Raw genomic sequence first — 20,717 nt, forward strand, 5'->3', positions numbered from 1 at the left:
CCTTGGAGGTGTCACCTGGCCCGCCCGGCAGCACCCGCAGCCCGGCGAAGGAGTACGTGATCAGATCGCGCGACAGCTGCTGGTCCTTGATCGAGTCAGCCCCGTGCCGCCGCGCCCTCGTGCCGGGTCAGCCTCGGCGGTGACCTTCGCGCCCTTCACCGGCTTGCCCCGCGCGGTCCGCACCACACCGTTCGCGGTGACCTGCCACGAGGCGTCGGACCCGGGCCGGCCGAGCAGCTTCGTGTCGGCGCCGAGGGAGGCGACGGCAAGCTGCGACGGCTGGTTCGGCTGACCGAAGGCGACCTGGTCGACGGTCCGGAAGCCGCTGTTCGTGCCGGTGCAACGGAAGCTCGGCCGGGCCGACTTCGCCCCTGCTGGGAGGGTGAGCTCAAGGTGCTCGACGGTGTTGGCGTTCGCGCGGTAGGACTTCACGAGCCGCGGGGCGCCGCCGTCGAAGGAGACGTGCACATCGCCGGTCCGGGGACCGTCCATCCGGTAGTTCGTCGCGTACGAGAGCGTCGCCCGCGCCCCTCCGTTCAGCTGGTACGCGGGGCTGACCAGGGTGGAGTCGAACGGGCCGGCGTCGATGCCGATGACCAGGGTCTTGGCCTGCTTGGTGCCGGACGGCAGACCCGCGTACGGGGCGGCGGTGCAGCTGCCCGTGTCCTCGGCGTGGGCGGTGGTCGCCAGGAGCGGGAGGGTGGCGGCGACGACGGTGGCGGTGGCCAGCACGGTACGCGCTGAGCGCGGAAGGGACACGTGATCCTCCGGGATCGGTCCGTGGGCACCGGACGATCGGGGGCGTCCGGCGACGTGTCCGATTCTCGCGGCCGGCGGTGAGCGGACCACACCGCGTAAGGGACGGGCGAATGAACCGCATCCAACGTCGGGACCAGACCCGTGACCATTGCGTTACTTCTGAAGGGTCGTCGGGGACGCCGTCCCGGCGCCCCCGACTTCCCGGCGGCTACCGCCCGATGCGCTCGAACGTCACGGAACCGCCGAAGTTCTCGTCGTCCGTGCCCCAGAGGCCCAGCCGGCCGGGCAGGACGGCGATGGCCTCGATCTTCCGGTTGTCCTGCTTGGTGAAGCGGCTCAGCGGAGCGAGGGCCCACACGGGCTTCAGGCGCAGTACCGCGTCATGGGCCGGGTTCACGGTGAGCCGGCCGGCGTCGTAGACGGCGGAGGCGAAGGGGCCGTCGTCCACGTTGGGGTCCGAGGCCGCCGACACCAGTACGGTGCCGTCATCGAGCACCTTCAGGTCGCTGATGTGGCGTACCTCGTCCTCGTCCGGGAACGGTACGGCGAACTCCTGCCGCGCCGAGACCATGCCGAACTCCGGACCGTTCGCGCCGAGGCGCACCGAGGCGGCGCGTACGACGGCCTTCTGGTCGCCGCTGCCCCGAGTCGCCCATACGGCGAAGGTCCTCCCCGACCTGTCCCGGTGCAGCGCGAAGCTCTCGTAGTTGTCGCCGTCGCGCCGGCCCGGCAGCGCGACGGGTTCGTGCTCGACCGTCGCCCGGCCGTCCGCGACGACGACGTGGTACGCATGGCCCCGGCTGGCCACGGCGACGTAGTGGCCGGGGAGGCCGGGCACCGTGTCGAGGGCCTCCAGGTCGGCGGGGAGCGTGCCGAGCCAGGGCAGTTCCTCGACGACGGGCGCTTGGCCGGGCCGCAGACGTACCGTCGCCAGCCTGCTCTCGCGATCACCCTTGTTGTCCCGTACGACGACGGCGTCGGCCAGCCCGCGGCCCGCGGGCGCACCCTCGACGAGCGCGATGCCGCTCACGCCGCCCTGGATCCCGGAGCCGACCCGCTGCCAGCCGTCCGGCGCGGCGGCGGCGCTCAGGGGCGTCGTGGCGAGGGAGGCGCAGAGGAACGCCGAGACGATGATTCCGTTTCTGATCATGAAAGGAAGCTAGGGGGCCGCGAGGGACCCGTGCTGAACTGCCGCTCCCCGTCCGGCGGGTTCCCCCGCAAGGACCTGGCGCACTCGCCCGTCCGGAGTCAGGCGAAGCCGCCTCCCGCGGCACCACGTGCGCCGTCCTCCGGGACCGGGGTCCCGCGTCCGTCGCGTATACGACACGCGCGGGTGCCCGGCCCGGTCTGCGGAACCGCACCGCACGCTGGGCCGGTTGAGTGCCGGACGGGTGAAACAGAAACGTCTTCAGCGGTTAGCCGCAGCGGTATTGCCACAGTGGGTAACCCACTTCTACGTTCTTCATCACGCACCTTGTCTACGTGCGTAGACCCATTCCGCCACAGTGAGGAGGGGTACATGAGCCGCACCGTCATCCACGGCGGCCTCGTCGTCACCGCGTCCGACGAGATCCACGCCGACGTACTCGTCGAAGGCGGCCGCATCGCGGCGCTCGCCGCGCACGGCACGGACGCCGCAGCGGGCTGGACCGCCGACCGGACCATCGACGCCACCGGGAAGTACGTCATCCCGGGCGGTGTCGACGCGCACACCCACATGGAGATGCCGTTCGGCGGCACCTACGCCGCGGACACTTTCGAGACCGGCACCCGCGCAGCGGCCTGGGGCGGCACCACCACGATCGTGGACTTCGCCATCCAGTCCGTGGGGCGTTCCCTGCGCGAGGGGCTCGACGCCTGGTACGCCAAGGCGGACGGCAACTGCGCCATCGACTACGCGTTCCACATGATCCTCGCCGATGTGAACGAGTCGTCGCTCAAGGAGATGGACCTGCTGGTCGCGGAGGGCATCACGTCCTTCAAGCTGTTCATGGCCTACCCCGGCGTCTTCTACAGCGACGACGGGCAGATCCTGCGGGCCATGCAGCGAGCCGAGTCCAACGGCGGCCTGATGATGATGCACGCGGAGAACGGCATCGCCATCGACGTCCTCGTCGAGCAGGCCCTCGCCGCGGGCCGTACCGACCCCCGCTACCACGGGGACGTACGCAAGGTGGCGTTGGAGGCCGAGGCCACGCACCGGGCCATCCAGCTCGCCCGCGTCGCCGGCTCCCCGCTGTACGTCGTGCACGTCTCCGCCGACGAGGCCGTCGCCGAGATCGCCGCTGCCCGGCACAAGGGGCTGCCCGTGTTCGGTGAGACCTGCCCGCAGTACCTCTTCCTCTCCACCGACAACCTGGCCGAGCCGGACTTCGAGGGCGCCAAGTACGTCTGCTCCACACCGCTGCGGCCGAAGGAGCACCAGGAAGCGCTGTGGCGGGGGCTGCGGAACAACGAGCTCCAGGTCGTCTCCACCGACCACTGCCCCTTCTGTTTCTCGGGGCAGAAGGAGAAGGGCCGCGGCGACTTCTCGAAGATCCCCAACGGGATGCCGGGCGTCGAGAACCGGATGGACCTCCTCCATCAGGCGGTCGTCGACGGTCACATCTCGCGCCGCCGCTGGATCGAGATCGCGTGCGCCTCCCCGGCCCGGATGTTCGGCCTCTACCCGAAGAAGGGCACCATCGCGCCCGGGGCCGACGCCGACATCGTCATCTACGACCCGGCGGCCGAACAGACCATCTCCGCCGAGACCCACCACATGAACGTCGACTACTCGGCGTACGAGGGCAAGCGGCTCACCGGTCAGGTGGAGACCGTGCTCTCGCGCGGTGAGGTCGTCATCGACCGCCGCACGTTCACCGGCCGCGCCGGCCACGGCATGTACACCCCGCGCGCCACCTGTCAGTACCTGGACTAGGAGCACCTGGCATGGACTTCGGACTCGTCCTGCAGACGGACCCGCCCGCTTCGGCCGTCGTCGGCCTGATGCGCCGCGCCGAACGCAACGGCTTCCGCTACGGATGGACCTTCGACTCGGCGGTGCTCTGGCAGGAGCCCTTCGTCATCTACAGCAGCATCCTCGAACACACCGAACACCTCGTGGTCGGCCCCATGGTGACCAACCCGGGGACCCGCACATGGGAGGTGACCGCCTCCACTTTCGCCACCCTCAACGACATGTACGGCAACCGCACGGTCTGCGGCATCGGCCGCGGCGACTCCGCGATGCGCGTCGCCGGACGCAGCCCCAACACCCTGGCCCGGCTCGGCGAGGCCATCGACGTCATCCGCGACCTCGCCGAGGGGCGGGAGGCGGTCGTCGACGGACAGCCGATCCAGATCCCCTGGGTCAAGGACGGCCGGCTGCCCGTCTGGATGGGCGCGTACGGACCCAAGGCCCTCGCGCTCGCCGGGCAGAAGGCCGACGGTTTCATCCTCCAGCTCGCCGACCCCTTCCTCACCGAATGGATGATCAAGGCCGTACGGGACGCGGCGGCCGAGGCGGGACGCGACCCGGACTCCGTGACCATCTGCGTCGCCGCGCCCGCCTACGTGGGTGACGACCTCGACCACGCCCGCGAGCAGTGCCGCTGGTTCGGCGGCATGGTCGGCAACCACGTCGCCGACCTCGTCTCCCGCTACGGCGAGCACTCAGGCCTCGTCCCCGAGGCCCTGACCGCGTACATCGCCGGGCGCTCGGGATACGACTACAGCCACCACGGCCGCGCCGGGAATCCCGACACCACGTTCGTGCCCGACGAGATCGTCGACCGCTTCTGCCTGCTGGGCCCGCCCGAGGCGCACATCGAGAAGCTCCGGCAGCTGCGCGACCTCGGCGTCGACCAGTTCGCCGTCTACAACATGCACGACGCCCGCGAGGCGACCATCGACGCCTACGGATCCGAGATCATCCCCGCGCTCGCCGACTGACCACCGTTCTCCTCCGGTCGTACGCACTTCCCCAGCCCCGCACGGCACCGTCCCCGAGCGAAGGGTCCAGCCGCCATGACATCGACCGCACCACCACCACCTCCACCACCGTCCCGGGACCGGATACCCGAGGCCCCTGACCGCGTCGAGCTCCCCACCGGCGCCGCCCCCGACGACAGCCGGTTCGTCAACGAGGACCTGCTGCCCGTCCCCCTGGAGCGGCGCAACTGGACCACGTACAACTTCGCCGCCCTCTGGGTCGGCATGGCCCACAACATCCCGTCCTGGCTCCTCGCCTCCGGCCTCGTCGCCCTCGGCATGGACTGGAAACAGGCGGTCTTCACCATCGCGCTCGCCAACCTGATCGTCCTCGGACCGATGCTGCTCACCGGGCACGCCGGGCCCAAGTACGGCATCCCCTTCCCGGTGCTGGCCCGCGCCTCGTTCGGGCTGCGCGGCGCCAATCTGCCCGCCCTGATCCGGGCCGCGGTGGCGTGTGCCTGGTTCGGCATCCAGACGTGGATCGGCGGCGTCGGCATCTTCACCCTGCTCGGGAAGATCTTCGGCGGCTGGGCGGAGGCGGACGAGATCGGCGGTCAGCCGTGGACGCTCTGGCTCTGCTTCGTGCTGTTCTGGGCCCTCGAACTCGCCATCATCTACCGGGGAATGGACACCCTGCGCAGGTTCGAGAACTGGGCGGCACCGTTCGTCATCGTCGGCGCGCTGGTGCTGCTGGTCTGGGTCGCCGTCAAGGCGGGCGGCTTCGGCCCGCTGCTCGACCAGCCCTCGAAGCTCGGCTGGGGCAAGGAGTTCTGGCCGGTCTTCTTCCCCTCCCTGATGGGGATGATCGCCTTCTGGGCCACGCTCTCCCTGAACATCCCCGACTTCACCCGCTTCGGCGCCGGCCAACGCGCCCAGATCCGGGGCCAGTCGCTCGGCCTGCCCACCACGATGACGCTCTTCGCGCTGCTCTCCGTCCTGGTGACCTCCGGCTCGCAGGCCGTGTACGGGGAGGCGATCTGGGACCCGGTCCAGCTGGTCGCCCGCACCGACAACGTCTTCGGACTGCTGTATGCGCTGGTGACGGTGCTGGTGGCGACGATCTCCGTGAACGTCGCGGCGAACGTCGTCTCGCCCGCCTACGACCTGGCGAACCTCGCGCCCAAGCTGATCAACTTCCGTACGGGCGCGCTGATCACGGGTGTCGTAGGCGTCGTGATCATGCCGTGGAAGCTCACCGAGACACCGGAGCTGTACATCTTCACCTGGCTCGGGCTCGTCGGCGGTCTGCTCGGTACGGTGGCGGGCATCCTGATCGCCGACTACTGGATCGTCCGGCGCACGGTGCTCGACCTCGCCGACCTCTACCGGCCCGGCGGCCGCTACTGGTACACGAACGGCTGGAACTGGCGGGCCGTCGCCGCGTTCGCCGTCGGCGGAGTCCTGGCGATCGGCGGCTCGCACTCGGAGCCCGGAAAGGGGCCCTTCCCGGCTGACGGCCTCATCCCGTTCCTGAAGCCCCTCGCCGACTACGGCTGGGCGGTCGGCCTGGCCTCCTCGCTGGTGCTGTACGTGCTGCTCACCGGACGCGAGAGCGTCACACCGGGCTCGTCGAGCGGCTCAGCAGCGCGCTGACGTCGAAGGAGTCGTCCGGCGACGGCGTGGTCCTGGGCACCGGCTCATCGAAGGCCGAGAAGCCCACGACCGCGTCGGCGCCGTCGCCCTGGACCGTCAGCCGCAGCGGGTAGGGCTTGCCGGTGGCCGCCACGTCCAGGACGAGTGTCGTGTTGTCCCGCATCCTGGTCAGCGGGATGACGGACTCCTTGCCGAGGGTGGTCTTCGCACCCTTGTTGAGCGTGCCGGTGTTGTTGTTCGCGTTGTCGCTGACCAGCTTCTGGAAGGTGTTGAGGTCGCAGGTCTTCGTCAGGGCGCTCAGCCGGGGGTCGTCGGCCGACCCCTTCAGGTAGCGGTCGCCCACGATCGCGGCGAAGGCGGAACCGCCGTTGGGGACCTGGTTCTCCCAGAAGTCCGCGTCCGGCTTGATCCAGATGTCGTCGCCCCGCTTCACGATCAGGGCCGAGCCCTGGCTGTTGCCGAGGTCCACCGAACCGTTGCAGTTGCCGTCCCGGTCCAGGGTGAGCTCCAGAGACATGGGGGTACTGCCCCTGCCGAGGTCCCCGCTCGTACTCAGGTGCAGGGAGTGCGTGCTGAGCAGCGCGTCGCGGGAGCGGTCGGCGATCTGCTGCGCGGTGAGGTTGTCGATGTCCTCCGCGTGTGCCACGCCGCTGCCGATGACGCCGCTGCCGGTGACGGAGAGCACGATCGCCGCCGTCCATGCGGCCGCGCGTGTGCCGAGGTGTGGACCGGTCACGTCGCCTCCTCGAAAGGTCGTGGCGGGACTGTTCGGGTCTGCGGTCGGATCTTTCGAGCGTACGCCGGGGGAGGGACGGTCGCCCGGTGGAGCGGCACCCCGGGGCGCGTACGCAGCGTGACGTTTTGTGGTGTTTTCGGTTATGGGGACCGGGGGACGGTTGCCACGGCACCGAGTTCGTCACGACCGAGAGGAAAACATGAAGAAGTCCATGGGAAGTCTGTCCAGGGCCGTAGCGCGCGGCGCCGCCGTCGCAGGGGTGACCACGACGCTCGCGGTGGCCACCGGTCTGGCCACGGCCGCCTCGGCCGTGGCGCCGGCGGCGACGCCGCCGGGGCTGTCCTGCGAGACGGGCAAGCACGCCATCGACGACTACACGGGCTACGCGCTGTGCCGGAACAACGGCTCCGCGACGCAGACCTTCTGGGTGCACCTGGTCTGCGGCTGGTCCCCGGACGTGGACGGGGAGCACGTCACACTGAACCCGGGCCAGTCCGGCCAGTCGACCGCGCACTGCGCAGGCCTCGGCACCGGAATCGGTGAGATCACCGTCCAGCCGTAGGGCCTCTGTCCGGATCATGCCGGGCACCGGATCCGGCCTGATCCGGCCTGATCCGGACGGAAGACCCCGGGCCGGGTGCGGGGGTGGTGCAGCTCCGGAGCGGAGTGGTGCCGTGCGGGCGCCGTGGACGACTCTTCGGCGACACGGACCGGCGGCACCTGCGCCGAACGGTTGAGGCAGCGCCCGCGACTCGTTACCCTCCAGTAAGTCTGTTCGGGCGGACAGGTGTACGCACCTGACGGTACGAGGGAAGCGGGCAGCCCATGTCCTCAGCACAAACCACCGGAACGGACGTCGAGGCCCCGGCCGGGCTGGCCGACAGCGCACGGGCCCTCGCGGACGGCCGCACCACCGCCACCCGGCTGGTCACCGAGGCCCTCGCCAGGATCGAGGCGAGTCAGGGCACCCTCAACGCCTTCCGGCACCTGCGCGCGACCGCCGCGCTCGCCGAGGCCGCCGAGGCCGACCGCAGGCTCGCCGCGGGAGAGCGGCTGCCGTTGCTCGGGGTACCCGTCGCAGTCAAGGACGACACCGACGTCGCCGGGATGCCCACCCACTTCGGCTGCGCGGGGGAGCTGCCCGCCGCGACCGCCGACAGCGAGGCCGTACGCCGGCTGCGCGCCGCCGGAGCCGTGATCGTAGGAAAGACCAACTCCTGCGAACTGGGCCAGTGGCCGTTCACCGAGGGCGCCGCCTTCGGCGCCACCCGCAATCCGTGGAACACGGACCACACGCCGGGCGGTTCGTCCGGCGGTTCGGCGGCCGCCGTCGCCGCCGGACTGGTGCCCGCCGCGCTCGGCTCCGACGGCGCCGGGTCCGTCCGCATCCCCGCCGCCTGGACCCACCTCGTCGGCATCAAGCCGCAGCGCGGCCGGATCTCCGTCCACCCCCACAGCGACGCCTTCCAGGGGCTCACCGTCAACGGCCCGCTGGCCAGGACCGTCGCCGATGCCGCCCTGCTGCTGGACGCCGTCGCGGGAGCGCACCCCGACGACCCGCACCGCCCGCCGCCCGTCGACGCCTCGGCCGCCGCCCGCCGCGACCCGGGCCGGCTCCGCATCGCCCTGGCCTGGCGCCCCCCGCTCACCCTCACCGGCACGGCCCCCCACCCGGACGTACGCCGCGCGGTCACCGAACTCGCCGAGGCACTGGCCCGGCTCGGCCACCACGTCGAGGAGGCCCGGCCCCGCTACGGGCTGATCGGCCTCGGCTTCCTCCCCCGTGCCACCGCCGGCATCGCCGAACTCGCCGCCCTGCACCCCGAACCCGCGCTGCTGGACCCCCGCACCCGCAGCGTGTTGCGCACCGGCACCCGGCTCGGCGGCCGGGTGGTGCGGGCGGCGAGGGAGCGGGAGGTGCGCCAGCACCGGCGGATCGGCGCCCTGTTCCACCCGGCCCGCGGCAGGGCCGGATCGGGACACCCGGGATTCGACGTGCTGCTCACTCCGACGACCGCCCTGCCGCCTCCCCGTATCGGCAGGTTCGACGGACTGAGCGCCTTGCGCACCGATGTGGCGATCACCGAGGCCTGCCCGTACGCCTGGCCGTGGAACGTACTGGGCTGGCCCGGAATCAACGTCCCCGCGGGCTTCACCCCCGATGGCCTGCCCGTCGGAGCCCAACTGCTCGGCCCCTCCCGCAGTGAGGAGCGGCTCATCTCGCTGGCCGCCCAGCTGGAGGCCGACCGCCGCTGGTACGAGCACCGTCCGCCGGCTGCCCGCTAGGGAGTGTGTGGCCGCCGCTGGTACGAGCACCGCCCGTCGGCCGTCCGCTGGGGCGTGTGTGCGGTGACCACCCACACGCCCGCCCGCAGCATCACCCCGCTCGGCGACTCGTGGGGCAGCAGGGCACCGGTCATCGCGGCGCGGGTGGAGTCGGAGACGGAGAGGCCGGGGGTGCGGGAGACGAAGAACTCCACCGCGTCCGCCGCGTCCTTCCCCCAGCAGGTGTCGGCGCTCACGCCGGTCACCTCGATGTCCACGAAGCCCGCCGCACCCAGGACCTGGTGGACGCGCGCGGGCTCGGAGAGCGAGGCCATCGCCGTGGCCACCGCGTTCTCGGTGGTGTGGTCCCGGCCCAGCAGGGAGGCCAGCAGGCCCAGCGCCTTGCGCTCCTCGCCGTCCGGTTGCGCGGGCTGCGGGCAGAGGAACGCCAGCCGGCCGCCCGGCCGCAGCGCTCCCGCGATGTTGGTGAACGCGGCGACGGGGTCGGCGAAGAACATCACCCCGCCCCGGCTGATCGCCAGGTCGTGTCCGCCGGGCTCGAACGCACAGCTCTGCGCATCGCCCAACCGGTAGGTGACCTGCGGGAACTGTTCGGCATCGGTGAGCGAGCGGGCCCGTGCGAGGAGCGGCTCCGAGATGTCGACACCGATGACCCGGCCGTCCGGCGCCTGCCGCGCGGCCATCCGTGTCGTGAGCCCGCTGCCGCAGCCGATGTCCACCACCCGGTCCCGGGCGCCGATCGCCGCCGCGTCGAACAACGGCCCGTCGAACCCGTCCAGCATCGCGTTGTAGCGGTCGGGGTGAGCGGCCCAGTGCTGCCCGAGCGGTCCGTTCCATGCTTCGGCGACTGTCATGCGTGCTCCTTCGTTTCCGTGGTGAGCGTGGCCTCGACGCGACCCATGGCGCAGATCGCACCGAACGCGATCAGGTGGACCAGGCAGCGATCGGTGAACGGCGGTGCGAGCCAGGCGGCCACGTCCTCGTCCGTGATCCGGTACGGGGCGCGCGCCGCGAGCAGCGCCAGCCGGGCACCCGGACGCTCCGCCCGGTCCGGCAGCACCGCTCCGTGCAGCGGCAGCGGGGTGACGCCGTCCCAGGCCGCCACCGACTCCCGTACGAGCGCCGCGTCCTCGTCGCTCAGCAGCCCGGCGCCCAGTTCCGCCGCGGTGCGCAGCGCACCGTAGGCCGTACCGACGGCGGTGCCCGCCGCCCAGGCAGGCGCCTCGCCCTCCGTTTCGAGCATCGGCAGGCTCAGCCCCGTCACCAGCTCGCGGCGCACGGTCCGGGCCAGGGTGCGGCCCGCCGCGCTCCGTACACAGCGGAGGCGCTGGAGGCCGCCGGGCAGCATGCTCTCGGTCAGCAGCGAGGAGACGATCCGGTTGATGAAGTGGAAGGCGAACGCGGTCCCGATGTGCTCGGCAGCCGCGGCCGGCCCGAAGGGCTGCGGCGTACTCATGTCCTTGCCCCAGGCCAGCAGTGCGCGATGGGCGGGATCCTCCGGCTGCTCGCCGCGGGCGATCGTCTCCGCCAGCCGGTGGTCGCCGGTGGCGTGCAGCAGCACGGTGTGGGCGTCCACGCAGAACGGACAACGGTTGGCGAGCGACACCCCGGCCGCCACCACCTCCTTGTCCGTACGGGACACCTCCCCGGCCAGCAGCGACTCGCGCGCCAGGGCCCAGGCCGCGGTGAGGAGTGGAGGGGAGGCGGACAGGACGACGAAGGTCGGCGCGCGCTCGATCCCGAAGTCGGTGGACATCTGGGCGTACACGTCGGCGACCACTCCGGTCGCCGACTTCGGAGGTACGGGTGAGGTGTAGCGGAAAGGTCCGGTCATGGCTCCGATGCTCGCCCGAGGACCGGGGCCCCGTCGTCGTACCCGTGAAGGCAGTCGACGCTGATCCCGTTCGGCTGCGGACGGCTGGGCACTACTGCCCGGGGAGTAGTTTCCGGCCGGTCCTCAGGGCTGACGACCCGGGTGTCGTACGGGAGTTAGGGTGCGAGACATGACGGGGGACACGGGGGAGACCGGCCGCCGCACCCGGTTGCTGGACGCGGGACTCGCGGTGGCGATCGGTGCGGCGGTCACCGTCGCCGCGGGCCTGGCCTCGGAGCCGGGTGTACTCGACCTGTTGCTCGTCGCGACCGGGTCGCTGGCCCTCGCCGGGCACCGTCGCGCACCGCGCACGGTGCTCGCCGTCACCACGCTCGCCATGTCCGGATACGTGTTCCACGCGCACCCGGGCACCTGGGCGGCGTTCCCCGTGCTGGCCGCCGTGCACGCCTCCGCCCGCAGCGGGCACCGGGCCTGGGGCGTCGCGGCCGGTGCACTCTTCCTCGCCGGCTACTTCACCGTACTGGTCACCGCCTCACCCGCTGCCGAGGGCGTCGTGGAGCGGACCGTGCTGCTCCTCGGGTGGTTCCTCTGCGCCGGGGTCACCGGACTCATCGACAAGAACTGGCAGGCCTACCTGCGCCAGACCGAACAGCGGGCGCTCGACGCCGAACGCACCCGGGACGAAGCCGCGTTGCGCCGCGCGGGTGAGGAACGGCTGCGGATCGCCCGCGAACTGCACGACTCGCTCACCCACTCCATCTCGATCGTCAAGCTTCAGGCGGGAGTTGCCGTCCACCTGGCCCGCAAGCGCGGCACCGAGGTGGAGCCCGCCCTGCTCGCCATCCAGGAGGCGAGCGGTGAGGCCATGCGCGAACTGCGCGCCACGCTGGAGGTGTTGCGCACCGACGTGGTCGAGCCCGGTACCGGACTCGACCGGATCGGTGAACTCGCCGAGCGGGCCCGCAGTGCGGGCATCGCGCTCGCGGTCACCGTCAGCGGCGAGGAGCGGCCGCTGCCCGTGGCCGTTGACCATGCCGCGTACCGCATCGTGCAGGAAGCCCTCACCAACGTGGCCCGGCACGCCGACCGGGCCCCGACCACCGTCCGGCTGGCCTACGGACCGGACGCGCTGACCGTGCACGTCGACGACCGCGGCCCGTGCGGCCCGGACGACACCGTCACCGCGGGCACCGGCCTCACCGGCATGCGGGAGCGCGTCACTGCACTCGGCGGCACCCTGGCCGCCGCACCGCGCAGGGACGGCGGTTTCTCCGTACATGCCGAACTGCCCCTGCGCACCGCGGGATCCCTCGCATGAGCGAGGAAACAGGCCGCCCGATCCGGGTCCTCATCGTCGACGACCAGGCCCTCATGCGGGCCGGCTTCCGGGCACTGCTCGACGCGGAGGAAGGCATCGAGGTGGTCGGCGAGGCCGCCGACGGCCGCGCGGGGCTGGAGCTGGCCCGGCTGCACACTCCCGACATCGCCCTCGTCGATGTGCAGATGCCGGTGATGACGGGGATCGAGGCCACCAGGGCGATCGCCGCCGACCCGCTGCTGGGCGGGGTCCATGTGGTGATCCTGACCAACTACGGCCTGGACGAGTACGTGTTCGACGCGCTGCGGGCCGGTGCGGCGGGCTTTTTGCTGAAGGACACCGAACCCGCCGAACTGCTCCAGGCCGTCCGTGTCGCGGCCCGCGGCGACGCCCTGCTCTCGCCCGCCATCACGCGCAGACTGATCGGCGAGTTCGTCGCCCGGCCCCCCGACCGGACGACCGCACCCGGCTTCGAGACCCTGACCCGCCGGGAGCGGGAGGTCAGCGCGCTGGCGGCGCGGGGGCTGACGAACGAGGAGATCGCCGCGCACATGGTCATCAGCCCGTTCACCGCCAAGACGCACATCAGTCGCGCCATGATCAAGCTCGGCGCCCGCGACCGGGCCCAACTCGTCGTGTTCGCCTACGAGTCGGGGCTCGTCACCCCGCGTGAACGATGACGTCGGGCGGCGCGCCGGCCGACGCTCCTACGGCACCCGGGCGGTCCACTCGGCCGTGCCGAACTTCGTGCGGACGAGTTCCTCGGCCCGGGCCAGCTCGTCCGGGGTCACCTTGCCCTGACTGAGGCCGTGCCGGTTGCGGAACGACTCGATCATCCGCTCGATGACGGCCTGACGGGGCAGACCCGTCTGCCGGCGCAAGGGGTCGACGCGCTTCTTGGCGCTCTTCGTCCCCTTGTCGGACATCTTCTCCTTGCCGATGCGCAGGACGTCGAGCATCTTGTCGGCATCGATGTCGTACGACATCGTCACGTGGTGCAGCACCGCGCCGGGCCCTCCGTCCGGCCCCACCACGCGCTTCTGTGCCGCGCCCGCGATCTTCCCGACCTCGGTCGCGATGTCGTTCAGCGGCTGGTACCAGGCCTTGATCCCCATGTCGCCGAGCGCTTCGAGCACCCAGTCGTCCAGATAGGCGTAGCTGTCGGCGAAGGAGAGGCCGGAGACGAGGGACTGGGGCACCGCGAGTGAGTAGGTGATGGTGCTGCTCGGCTCCGCGAACATCGCCCCGCCCCCGGAGATGCGCCGGACCACCGTGACGCCGTGGCGGTCGACGCCTGCCGCGTCGACCTCGTTGCGCAGGGACTGGAAGCTGCCGATGATCACCGCGGGGGAGTCCCACTCCCACACCCGGAGCGTCGGAGGACGCCGGCCCGCGGCGACCTCGGCCGTGATGACCTCGTCGAGCGCCATGTGGAGCGCGGGGGACTGCGGGGCGTCGTGGATGAGCTGCCAGTCGTAGTCGCTCCACTCCGTGGCGTGCGCCAGGGCCCGGCGTACGGCGACGGCCACACCCTCCGACGTGAGCCCGAGCATCACCGTCGACTCCGGGAGGGCCGCGTCGATCCGGGCGGCCAGCCCCGCGGTGTCGGTGGTGGCCGGAGCGCCCTCCAGCGCAGCGTCGATCGTCAGGATCGCCTCGTCCGGCTCCAGGAAGAAGTCACCCGCCACCCGCACGTCGCGCAGCGCCCCGCCCCTGACGTCCAGGTCCACCACGACCAGCTTGCCGCCGGGGACCTTGTACTCACCGTGCACAGCCATTCCTCCAGTTCCGCCGGTTCCCACTGCTTACGAATCGGCTCCGACCAGGCATAACGCCACAACCGCGGCGTTTAATCCGCAGCCGGCGCAGCGAGGGGCCCGCCCCCGGACGAAGCGTGTTCCATGCACAAGTCATGATCTGTCCGGACTGTTTGCTGCGGCGGTATTGCGACGTCGTGGCGGGACGGACCGGGGCCTGGCGGCGCCGCCGGACCACGGATGAGACTGACGCCCGTACGCCCGTACTTGTGTCCCTCCCCCCTCAGAAGGCTCCACCGCTCATGCGAACGCCCCCCAGACCCGGCGCCCCCTCGGCGCACCTTCTTCGTGCGGCGAGGAGGTGCTGCCCGTGCTGCGCTATGTGACGCGCAAGGCGACGGGCTGGCTCCTGATGATCGTGGTGTCGACCAACGCCACCTATTTTCTGGCCAGTTGGTTCCTGGACCCGCGGTCGAACTTCAAGGAGCTGCGGCCGGTCCGCAGCGAGGCCCAGATCGACCGGGCGCTCGCGCCCTACAACCTGGATCCCCAGGTGCCGGTGGTACAGCGGTGGTGGGACTGGTTCACCTCGGTGGTCGTCCACTTCGACTGGGGGAGGTCACCCACGGGCGTCTCCGTCAACGGAGAGATCGGCTACCGCTCGCTCGTCAGCGCGGAACTGGTCGTCATCGCGACGGTCCTCTCCGTCGTGCTCGGCGTCACACTGGGCGTGTACACGGCGTCGCGGCAGTACGGCTGGGCCGACCGGGTCTCGCAGGCCGTCTCCATCGCGGTGTTCAACGTCCCGACCTCCGTCGCCGCGCTCGGTGTGGTCTTCGTCGCCATCTGGCTGAACCAGCACGCCGGGCTGCACTTCCTCTACGTCGCCGGGGAGAACTCGCCGAACGTCGAAGGGCTGCTCCCGACCATCGGCGACCGCATGCTGCACCTGATCCTGCCGACGCTGACGCTGACGCTGATGGGGTACGTCGGCTACCACCTGACGCAGCGTTCGCTGCTGCTCGACACGATCAACGCCGACTTCGTGCGCACCGCCCGGGCCACCGGACTCACCCGGGCCCAGGCGATCCGCAGACACGCCCTGCGGACCGCCCTCATCCCGACGGCGACCTCCGTGGCATTCAGCGTCCCGGCCATCTTCACCGGCGCCATCATCACGGAGACGATCTTCGGCTGGAACGGTATGGGCCGCTACTTCATCCAGACCATCAGCAAGAACGACGTCCACGGCACGGTCGCGACAGCCGCCTTCGCCGCCGCCCTGACCGCGATCGGCGCGATCCTCGCGGACATCGCCACGGTCTTCCTCGACCCGCGCGTGAGGGTGAGCTGACATGCCCACCGAACTGACCACCGGACTGTCCACCGACCTGGCCACCCCCGCGCCCACCGGGCTGCCGGAAAAGACGCGTGGCGCACACGAGGACGGGCGCCACCTCGGTCTCGCCCGGCTCTACCTGAGGCGCTTCCTGCGCAACCGGCTCGCCGTCGTCGGTGTGGTGATCTTCGTGGCTCTGGTGCTTTTCAGCGCGCTGGGCGGCCTGTTCACCTCGTACGCGTACTCCGACGCCGACTTCGCCGCACTCACCCAATCCCCGAGCGCGAGTCACTGGTTCGGCACCAACCAGGGCGGCAACGACATCTACGCCTCCGCCGTGCACGGGCTGAGGCGCTCGCTGGCGATCGCCGTGAGCGTGTCCGTCCTGACCGTCGTCGTCGCCGCCGTCATCGGCTCCGGCGCCGCGTACTTCGGCGGCCGGGTGGAGAAGGCCACGCTCGCCGTCATCCACTTCCTGCTGATCGTCCCCTCCTTCCTCATCCTCGCCCTGGTCTCCAACCGCCTCGCCGGCGACTGGCGGATCCTCATCGTCGTGCTGACGCTGTTCGGCTGGATGTCCACCGCGAGGGTGATCTGGTCCGTCTCGACCTCCCTGCGCGAGCGGGACTACGTGACTGCGGCCGAGTTCATGGGAGTCGGTCCGCTGCGCATCATCCTGCGCCACATCATCCCCAACCTCGGCTCGCTGCTGATCGTCAACCTCACGCTCGGCGTCGTCGCGACCGTGCTCAGCGAAACCGCCCTGTCCTTCCTCGGGTTCGGTGTCCAGACCCCGGACGTCTCCCTCGGCACGATGCTCGCGGACGGTGCGAGCACCGTCACGAGCGCTCCCTGGCTGTTCGCCTTCCCCGCGGGCCTGGTCGTCCTGCTCACCGTTTCGATGACCTTCGTCGGCGACGGACTCCGTGACGCCCTGGACCCCACATCCGTGACCGGTGCCGCAGGAGGCCGACGATGACCCTCCGGACAACCACGTCCACGGCCTCCCTGCCCGGTGACGGCGGCACCCCCGTGCTCTCGGTACGCAACCTCCGGGTCTCGTTCCCCTCCGAAGCCGGACCCGTCGAGGCGGTGCGGGGTGTCGGCTTCGATCTCCTGCCGGGCCGCACACTCGGCATCGTCGGTGAATCCGGCTCCGGAAAATCGGCCACCGCCATGGGCATCATGGGTCTGCTGCCGCCCTCCGCCGACCTGCGGGGCCAGGTGCTGCTCGGCGGACAGAACCTGATCGGCCTCGGCGACAAGGCCCTCTCCCGGGTGCGGGGCAAGGACATCGGCATGGTCTTCCAGGACCCGCTGTCGGCCCTCACCCCCATCTTCACCGTGGGCCGGCTGCTCTCCGACACCCTGCGGATCCACCAGGACCTGACGAAGCGGGCCGCCTGGGAACAGGCCGTCGAACTGCTCGACCTCGTCGGCATCCCCGACCCGCGGGGCCGGGCGAGGTCCTTCCCCCACGAGTTCTCCGGCGGGATGCGCCAGCGCGTCGTCATCGCCATGGCGATCGCCAACAAGCCCTCCGTGCTCGTCGCCGACGAGCCCACCACCGCTCTCGACGTCACCGTGCAGGCCCAGATCCTCGACGTGCTCAGGCTGGCGCAGAAGGAGACCGGTGCCGGACTTGTCCTCATCACGCACGACCTCGGGGTCGTCGCCGGCCACGCGGACGACATCGCCGTCATGTACGCGGGCCGGATCGTCGAGCGGGCGGACGCAGGGGAACTCTTCGCCCGGCCCGTCATGCCGTACACCGCGAGGCTGCTCGCCGCCGTGCCGACCGTGGACAGCGGCGTCCACCGGCCCCTGCTCCCGATCGGCGGGGAGCCGCCCGCCCTGGTGGGCCTCCCGGTCGGCTGCCCCTTCGCGAACCGCTGCGCGGTCGCCCTCGACGCGTGCCGCACCGACGAACCCGGACTGCGCGAGGTCACGGGGCACGGGGACGTGGCCTGCCTGCGCGCGGACGAGATCGCCGGCGGAGCGCTGGAACCGGCGGGGGCCGTCGAGCCGGTCGAGTCAGTCCCTCATGAGGCCCGGGCCGTCGGCGACGTGGTACTCCGCGTGGAGGATCTCGTGAAGACCTTTCCCGTCACCAAGGGGGCCGTCCTCAAGCGCCGGGTCGGCACGCTGCGGGCCGTCAACAGGGCCGGCTTCGAGCTGCGGGCGGGGGAGACCCTCGGTCTCGTGGGCGAGTCGGGCAGCGGCAAGACCACGACACTCCTGGAGATTCTCAGGCTGAGGCAACCCGAGGGCGGGCGGATCGAGATCGCGGGCACGGAGGTCGGCGCGGTGGGATCAGCCGCGCGTGTAAGGGAGTTGCGGCGCGACGTCCAGATCGTGATGCAGGACCCGCTGGGAGCTCTCGACCCGAGGCTGCCCGTCTTCCAACTGCTCGCCGAGCCCCTGCGGGCCATCGGGCGGGACCGCGAATCGATCCGCACTCGCGTCGGCGAACTCCTCGCGCTGGTCGGTCTGGACGGCACGGTGAGCGACCGTTTCCCGGCGGCGCTCTCCGGCGGTCAGCGCCAGCGGATCGGCATCGCCCGCGCCCTGGCGACCGAACCGAGACTGCTCGTGCTCGACGAGCCGCTCTCGGCGCTGGACGTGTCGGTGCAGGCGGGAGTGATCAACCTGCTGGCCCGGCTCAAGCGTGAACTCGGCCTCGCCTACCTCGTGGTCGCCCACGACCTGGCGGTGGTCCGGTACATCTCCGATCGCATCGCGGTGATGTACCTGGGGCACATCGTGGAGACCGGCGACACCGAGACGCTCTTCTCCGATCCGAAGCACCCGTACACCCGGGCGCTCCTGTCGGCGATCCCGGTCCCCGACCCGCAGCGGGAACGCACCCGCGAACGCGTCGTGCTGGAGGGCGAGCAGCCGAGCGCGGCCCGGCTGCCGGCGGGCTGCGTCTTCGTCGACCGCTGCCCCCTCCACCGCGTCTCCGGCGAGGCGGTGCGCGAGCGCTGTCGTACGGAACGTCCCGCGCCCGCCTCCGTGGCCGGCCGGCCCGGCCACCAGTACGCCTGTCACGCCGTCTGAGGCCGTCCCGCCCGGGGGCCGTGACCCGCAGGTCCGGGCCCCCGGGCAGTTCACCCCGCCCGTCACCGGGCTCTCCCGTACACCCCACCGAATCAGAAGGAACCATTCCGCCATGCGCGCAAGACTGGCCCTGCCCGTCGCCCTGATCGCCGCCGTCTCCGTCGCCGCCACCGCGTGCCAGTCCTCCTCGGGCAAGGACGGGGCGGACGCGGACAGGAAGGACGTCCCCAAGGCCGCTTCGGCCGCGGTCGACTACAACCCCCAGCCGTACGAGAAGATCAAGGACGGCGGCACGTACACGACGGTCGGCACCTTCGACGACCAGGGCAACCCGTTCAACGTCAATGCCACGCTGACCGCGGCCCGGGTCTGGGGCTGGTACAACGCCGACGCGATCACGTACTCACCCACCGGTGAGGTGCAGTACAACCCCGACTACTACAGCGATGTGAAGGTAGCTGTCGAGGGCGGCAACCAGAAGGTCACGCTGACGATCAACCCGAAGGCCACCTTCAACGACGGCACACCGATCGACTGGACGGCGATCGAAGCCACCTGGAAGGCCAACAACGGCTCGGACAAGGAGTTCGCGGCGTCGTCCACGGACGGCTACGACCGGATCACCTCGGTCGTGAAGGGCAAGGACGCCAAGCAGGCCGTCATCACCTTCCAGGGCGCCAACGCCGCCTGGTCCACACTGTTCACCACCTTCCTGCACCCCGAGGCCGCCACCGTCGAGAACTTCAACAAGGCGTACGTGAAGAAGGCCCACCCGGAGTGGGGCGCCGGGCCGTACACCGTCGGCAAGTGGGACACGCACTCCGGCAACATCACCTTCGTCCGCAACCCGAAGTGGTGGGGCAAGAAGGGCAAGCTCGACAAGCGCACCTACGTCAACCTGGAGTCGACCGCCGCGGTCAACGCCTTCAAGAACGGCCAGATCGACTACGTGTCCGCCGTCGACGCGGAGAGCCTCAAGCAGGTCAAGGGGCTCAAGGGCACGGAGATCCGCAGCGGCGGCAGCCCCTTCGAGTACGCCCTCTACTTCAACACGAAGTCGGCAGTCCTCTCGGACAAGGCCGTCCGCAGGGCCGTCCAGGAGAGCGTCGACCGGGCGCAGATCGCGAAGATCCAGTTCCAGGGGCTCGACTACACGGAGCCGCTGCCCGGCTCCGCGGTGCTCTACAGCTTCCAGAAGGGCTACGCGGACAACCTCTCGGCCGTTGTGAAGTACGCGCCGGGCGAGGCGAAGAAGACGCTCGACGCGGCGGGCTGGAAGGCGGGGGACGACGGCATCCGCGTCAAGAACGGCAAGAAGCTGGAAGTCGGCTACACGCTCCTGGGCGACGACCCGCTGGGCAAGGCCACCGCGGGCGCACTCGCCGCGATGCTGAAGCCGGCCGGCATCCGTCTCGTCATCAAGAAGGGCGACGACGCGGACTTCTCCAAGATCCTCAGCGACCGCAGGTTCGACCTGTTCCTGTCGGGCAACCGTTCCATGGATCCGTTCGGCGCCCGCTATCTGTGCGACTTCTACTGCTCGGACCGTGACTCCAACATCACCGGTGCGGGTACGCCGGCACTGGACAAGGAGATTCGCTCCACCACCCAGATCGCCGACCTCGACGAGCAGGCCGCAGCGGTCAACAAGGTCGAGAAGAAGGCGCTCCAGCAGTACGCCTTCCTGCCGCTCTTCAGCGGTCCCTCCACCTACGGAGTGAAGAAGGGTCTGGCCAACGCCGGTGCGACCATCTTCTACACCCCGCTCCCGGAGACCGTCGGCTGGCAGAAGTGACACACGGTCCCGGCGAGCAGCCGGAGCCATAGCCGCGACGCGGGCCCGCAGGCATTCACTGAATGCCTGCGGGCCTGTTCCGTCCCTGCCGGTCTCGTCGCTTCGACTCTTGGCGGCTTTCCGGGGTGTTCACCGAGCCATGGCTACAGGGACGGGGGCGTTCTCGCACTCCGTGGGTGCCTTCCTGCCGGGTCGACCAGTGGTATGTACCAAGGTCTTGACACCCGCTTAGTTCACTTCTTAAATCACCTAGTGAACTAAGCGG

Annotated in this window: 17 protein-coding genes; 11 read left to right on the plus strand and 6 right to left on the minus strand. The window is 70.8% G+C overall.

What is annotated here, in order from left to right; all coding sequences use genetic code 11:
* Positions 1 to 60 precede the first annotated feature (60 nt).
* Together ABT025_RS33155 and ABT025_RS33160 are read right to left on the minus strand one after the other, a co-directional pair.
* Positions 61 to 759, minus strand: coding sequence for a hypothetical protein (locus ABT025_RS33155; RefSeq protein ID WP_351002356.1), 699 nt, complete (start codon positions 757 to 759; stop codon positions 61 to 63).
* 208 nt (positions 760 to 967) lie between these two features.
* Positions 968 to 1,909, minus strand: a complete 942-nt coding sequence (locus ABT025_RS33160) for a hypothetical protein (protein ID WP_351002357.1) — start codon at positions 1,907 to 1,909, stop codon at positions 968 to 970.
* A gap of 369 nt (positions 1,910 to 2,278) precedes the next feature.
* Here ABT025_RS33160 and hydA point away from each other — a divergent pair, with 369 nt between their 5' ends.
* The 3 genes from hydA (at position 2,279) to ABT025_RS33175 (ending at position 6,327) form a co-directional block, all read left to right on the plus strand.
* Positions 2,279 to 3,679: a dihydropyrimidinase gene (gene hydA, locus ABT025_RS33165; RefSeq protein WP_351002358.1), complete on the plus strand. Its 1,401-nt coding sequence runs from the start codon at positions 2,279 to 2,281 to the stop codon at positions 3,677 to 3,679.
* Between the two features lie 11 nt (positions 3,680 to 3,690).
* Entirely contained in the window at positions 3,691 to 4,692 is a 1,002-nt protein-coding gene (locus ABT025_RS33170; RefSeq protein WP_351002359.1) for a TIGR03842 family LLM class F420-dependent oxidoreductase, read from the plus strand.
* A gap of 75 nt (positions 4,693 to 4,767) precedes the next feature.
* The gene (locus tag ABT025_RS33175) at positions 4,768 to 6,327 is read left to right on the plus strand and encodes an NCS1 family nucleobase:cation symporter-1 (protein ID WP_351002360.1); all 1,560 of its coding nucleotides are present in this window, start codon (positions 4,768 to 4,770) and stop codon (positions 6,325 to 6,327) included.
* Here ABT025_RS33175 and ABT025_RS33180 read toward each other — a convergent pair.
* Entirely contained in the window at positions 6,290 to 7,063 is a 774-nt protein-coding gene (locus ABT025_RS33180) for a hypothetical protein (protein ID WP_351002361.1), read from the minus strand. The two genes, ABT025_RS33175 and ABT025_RS33180, sit on opposite strands and share 38 nt — an antisense overlap.
* A gap of 199 nt (positions 7,064 to 7,262) precedes the next feature.
* Here ABT025_RS33180 and ABT025_RS33185 point away from each other — a divergent pair, with 199 nt between their 5' ends.
* Together ABT025_RS33185 and ABT025_RS33190 are read left to right on the plus strand one after the other, a co-directional pair.
* The gene (locus ABT025_RS33185; RefSeq protein ID WP_351002362.1) at positions 7,263 to 7,625 is read left to right on the plus strand and encodes a hypothetical protein; all 363 of its coding nucleotides are present in this window, start codon (positions 7,263 to 7,265) and stop codon (positions 7,623 to 7,625) included.
* A gap of 263 nt (positions 7,626 to 7,888) precedes the next feature.
* Positions 7,889 to 9,349: an amidase gene (locus tag ABT025_RS33190; protein WP_351002363.1), complete on the plus strand. Its 1,461-nt coding sequence runs from the start codon at positions 7,889 to 7,891 to the stop codon at positions 9,347 to 9,349.
* Here the strand turns inward: ABT025_RS33190 and ABT025_RS33195 are convergent.
* Positions 9,346 to 10,203, minus strand: a complete 858-nt coding sequence (locus tag ABT025_RS33195; RefSeq protein WP_351002364.1) for a class I SAM-dependent methyltransferase — start codon at positions 10,201 to 10,203, stop codon at positions 9,346 to 9,348. The two genes, ABT025_RS33190 and ABT025_RS33195, sit on opposite strands and share 4 nt — an antisense overlap.
* Positions 10,200 to 11,183: a carboxymuconolactone decarboxylase family protein gene (locus tag ABT025_RS33200; RefSeq protein ID WP_351002365.1), complete on the minus strand. Its 984-nt coding sequence runs from the start codon at positions 11,181 to 11,183 to the stop codon at positions 10,200 to 10,202. Before ABT025_RS33200 ends, ABT025_RS33195 begins: the two co-directional genes overlap by 4 nt.
* 169 nt (positions 11,184 to 11,352) lie before the next feature.
* On the opposite strand from ABT025_RS33200, the gene ABT025_RS33205 reads away from it, so the two are divergent.
* Both ABT025_RS33205 and ABT025_RS33210 read left to right on the plus strand, forming a co-directional pair.
* Positions 11,353 to 12,501, plus strand: a complete 1,149-nt coding sequence (locus tag ABT025_RS33205) for a sensor histidine kinase (RefSeq protein ID WP_351002366.1) — start codon at positions 11,353 to 11,355, stop codon at positions 12,499 to 12,501.
* Positions 12,498 to 13,181, plus strand: a complete 684-nt coding sequence (locus ABT025_RS33210; RefSeq protein ID WP_351002367.1) for a response regulator — start codon at positions 12,498 to 12,500, stop codon at positions 13,179 to 13,181. The genes ABT025_RS33205 and ABT025_RS33210 overlap by 4 nt, the downstream gene beginning before the upstream one ends.
* 27 nt (positions 13,182 to 13,208) lie before the next feature.
* Here the strand turns inward: ABT025_RS33210 and lplAB are convergent, their stop codons facing one another.
* Positions 13,209 to 14,273 (minus strand): lipoate-protein ligase LplAB, encoded by a 1,065-nt coding sequence (gene lplAB, locus ABT025_RS33215; protein WP_351002381.1) that lies wholly within the window; start codon positions 14,271 to 14,273, stop codon positions 13,209 to 13,211.
* A 355-nt stretch (positions 14,274 to 14,628) separates the two neighbouring features.
* On the opposite strand from lplAB, the gene ABT025_RS33220 reads away from it, so the two are divergent.
* From ABT025_RS33220 to ABT025_RS33235, 4 genes are all read left to right on the plus strand, one after another.
* A complete protein-coding gene (locus tag ABT025_RS33220; RefSeq protein WP_351002368.1) occupies positions 14,629 to 15,612 on the plus strand; it encodes an ABC transporter permease in 984 nt (327 codons plus the stop codon).
* A 1-nt stretch (position 15,613) separates the two neighbouring features.
* Complete coding sequence (locus ABT025_RS33225; protein ID WP_351002369.1) at positions 15,614 to 16,576, plus strand: ABC transporter permease; 963 nt, start codon at positions 15,614 to 15,616, stop codon at positions 16,574 to 16,576.
* Positions 16,573 to 18,657, plus strand: a complete 2,085-nt coding sequence (locus ABT025_RS33230; protein WP_351002370.1) for a dipeptide ABC transporter ATP-binding protein — start codon at positions 16,573 to 16,575, stop codon at positions 18,655 to 18,657. Before ABT025_RS33225 ends, ABT025_RS33230 begins: the two co-directional genes overlap by 4 nt.
* Before the next feature lie 112 nt (positions 18,658 to 18,769).
* Entirely contained in the window at positions 18,770 to 20,452 is a 1,683-nt protein-coding gene (locus tag ABT025_RS33235; protein ID WP_351002371.1) for an ABC transporter family substrate-binding protein, read from the plus strand.
* Positions 20,453 to 20,717: the final 265 nt, after the last annotated feature.

Source organism: Streptomyces sp. NPDC002809 (genome assembly GCF_040295435.1).
Taxonomy (GTDB): domain Bacteria; phylum Actinomycetota; class Actinomycetes; order Streptomycetales; family Streptomycetaceae; genus Streptomyces.

Excerpts from the sequence above, each read along its gene's own strand:
- ABT025_RS33160 (WP_351002357.1), bottom strand. The coding sequence starts at position 1,909 with ATGATCAGAAACGGAATCATCGTCTCGGCGTTCCTCTGCGCCTCCCTC.
- ABT025_RS33170 (WP_351002359.1), top strand. The coding sequence starts at position 3,691 with ATGGACTTCGGACTCGTCCTGCAGACGGACCCGCCCGCTTCGGCCGTC.
- ABT025_RS33190 (WP_351002363.1), top strand. The coding sequence starts at position 7,889 with ATGTCCTCAGCACAAACCACCGGAACGGACGTCGAGGCCCCGGCCGGG.
- ABT025_RS33210 (WP_351002367.1), top strand. The coding sequence starts at position 12,498 with ATGAGCGAGGAAACAGGCCGCCCGATCCGGGTCCTCATCGTCGACGAC.
- ABT025_RS33230 (WP_351002370.1), top strand. The coding sequence starts at position 16,573 with ATGACCCTCCGGACAACCACGTCCACGGCCTCCCTGCCCGGTGACGGC.
- ABT025_RS33225 (WP_351002369.1), top strand. The coding sequence starts at position 15,614 with ATGCCCACCGAACTGACCACCGGACTGTCCACCGACCTGGCCACCCCC.
- ABT025_RS33175 (WP_351002360.1), top strand. The coding sequence starts at position 4,768 with ATGACATCGACCGCACCACCACCACCTCCACCACCGTCCCGGGACCGG.
- ABT025_RS33235 (WP_351002371.1), top strand. The coding sequence starts at position 18,770 with ATGCGCGCAAGACTGGCCCTGCCCGTCGCCCTGATCGCCGCCGTCTCC.
- ABT025_RS33200 (WP_351002365.1), bottom strand. The coding sequence starts at position 11,183 with ATGACCGGACCTTTCCGCTACACCTCACCCGTACCTCCGAAGTCGGCG.
- hydA (WP_351002358.1), top strand. The coding sequence starts at position 2,279 with ATGAGCCGCACCGTCATCCACGGCGGCCTCGTCGTCACCGCGTCCGAC.
- ABT025_RS33185 (WP_351002362.1), top strand. The coding sequence starts at position 7,263 with ATGAAGAAGTCCATGGGAAGTCTGTCCAGGGCCGTAGCGCGCGGCGCC.
- ABT025_RS33205 (WP_351002366.1), top strand. The coding sequence starts at position 11,353 with ATGACGGGGGACACGGGGGAGACCGGCCGCCGCACCCGGTTGCTGGAC.
- ABT025_RS33195 (WP_351002364.1), bottom strand. The coding sequence starts at position 10,203 with ATGACAGTCGCCGAAGCATGGAACGGACCGCTCGGGCAGCACTGGGCC.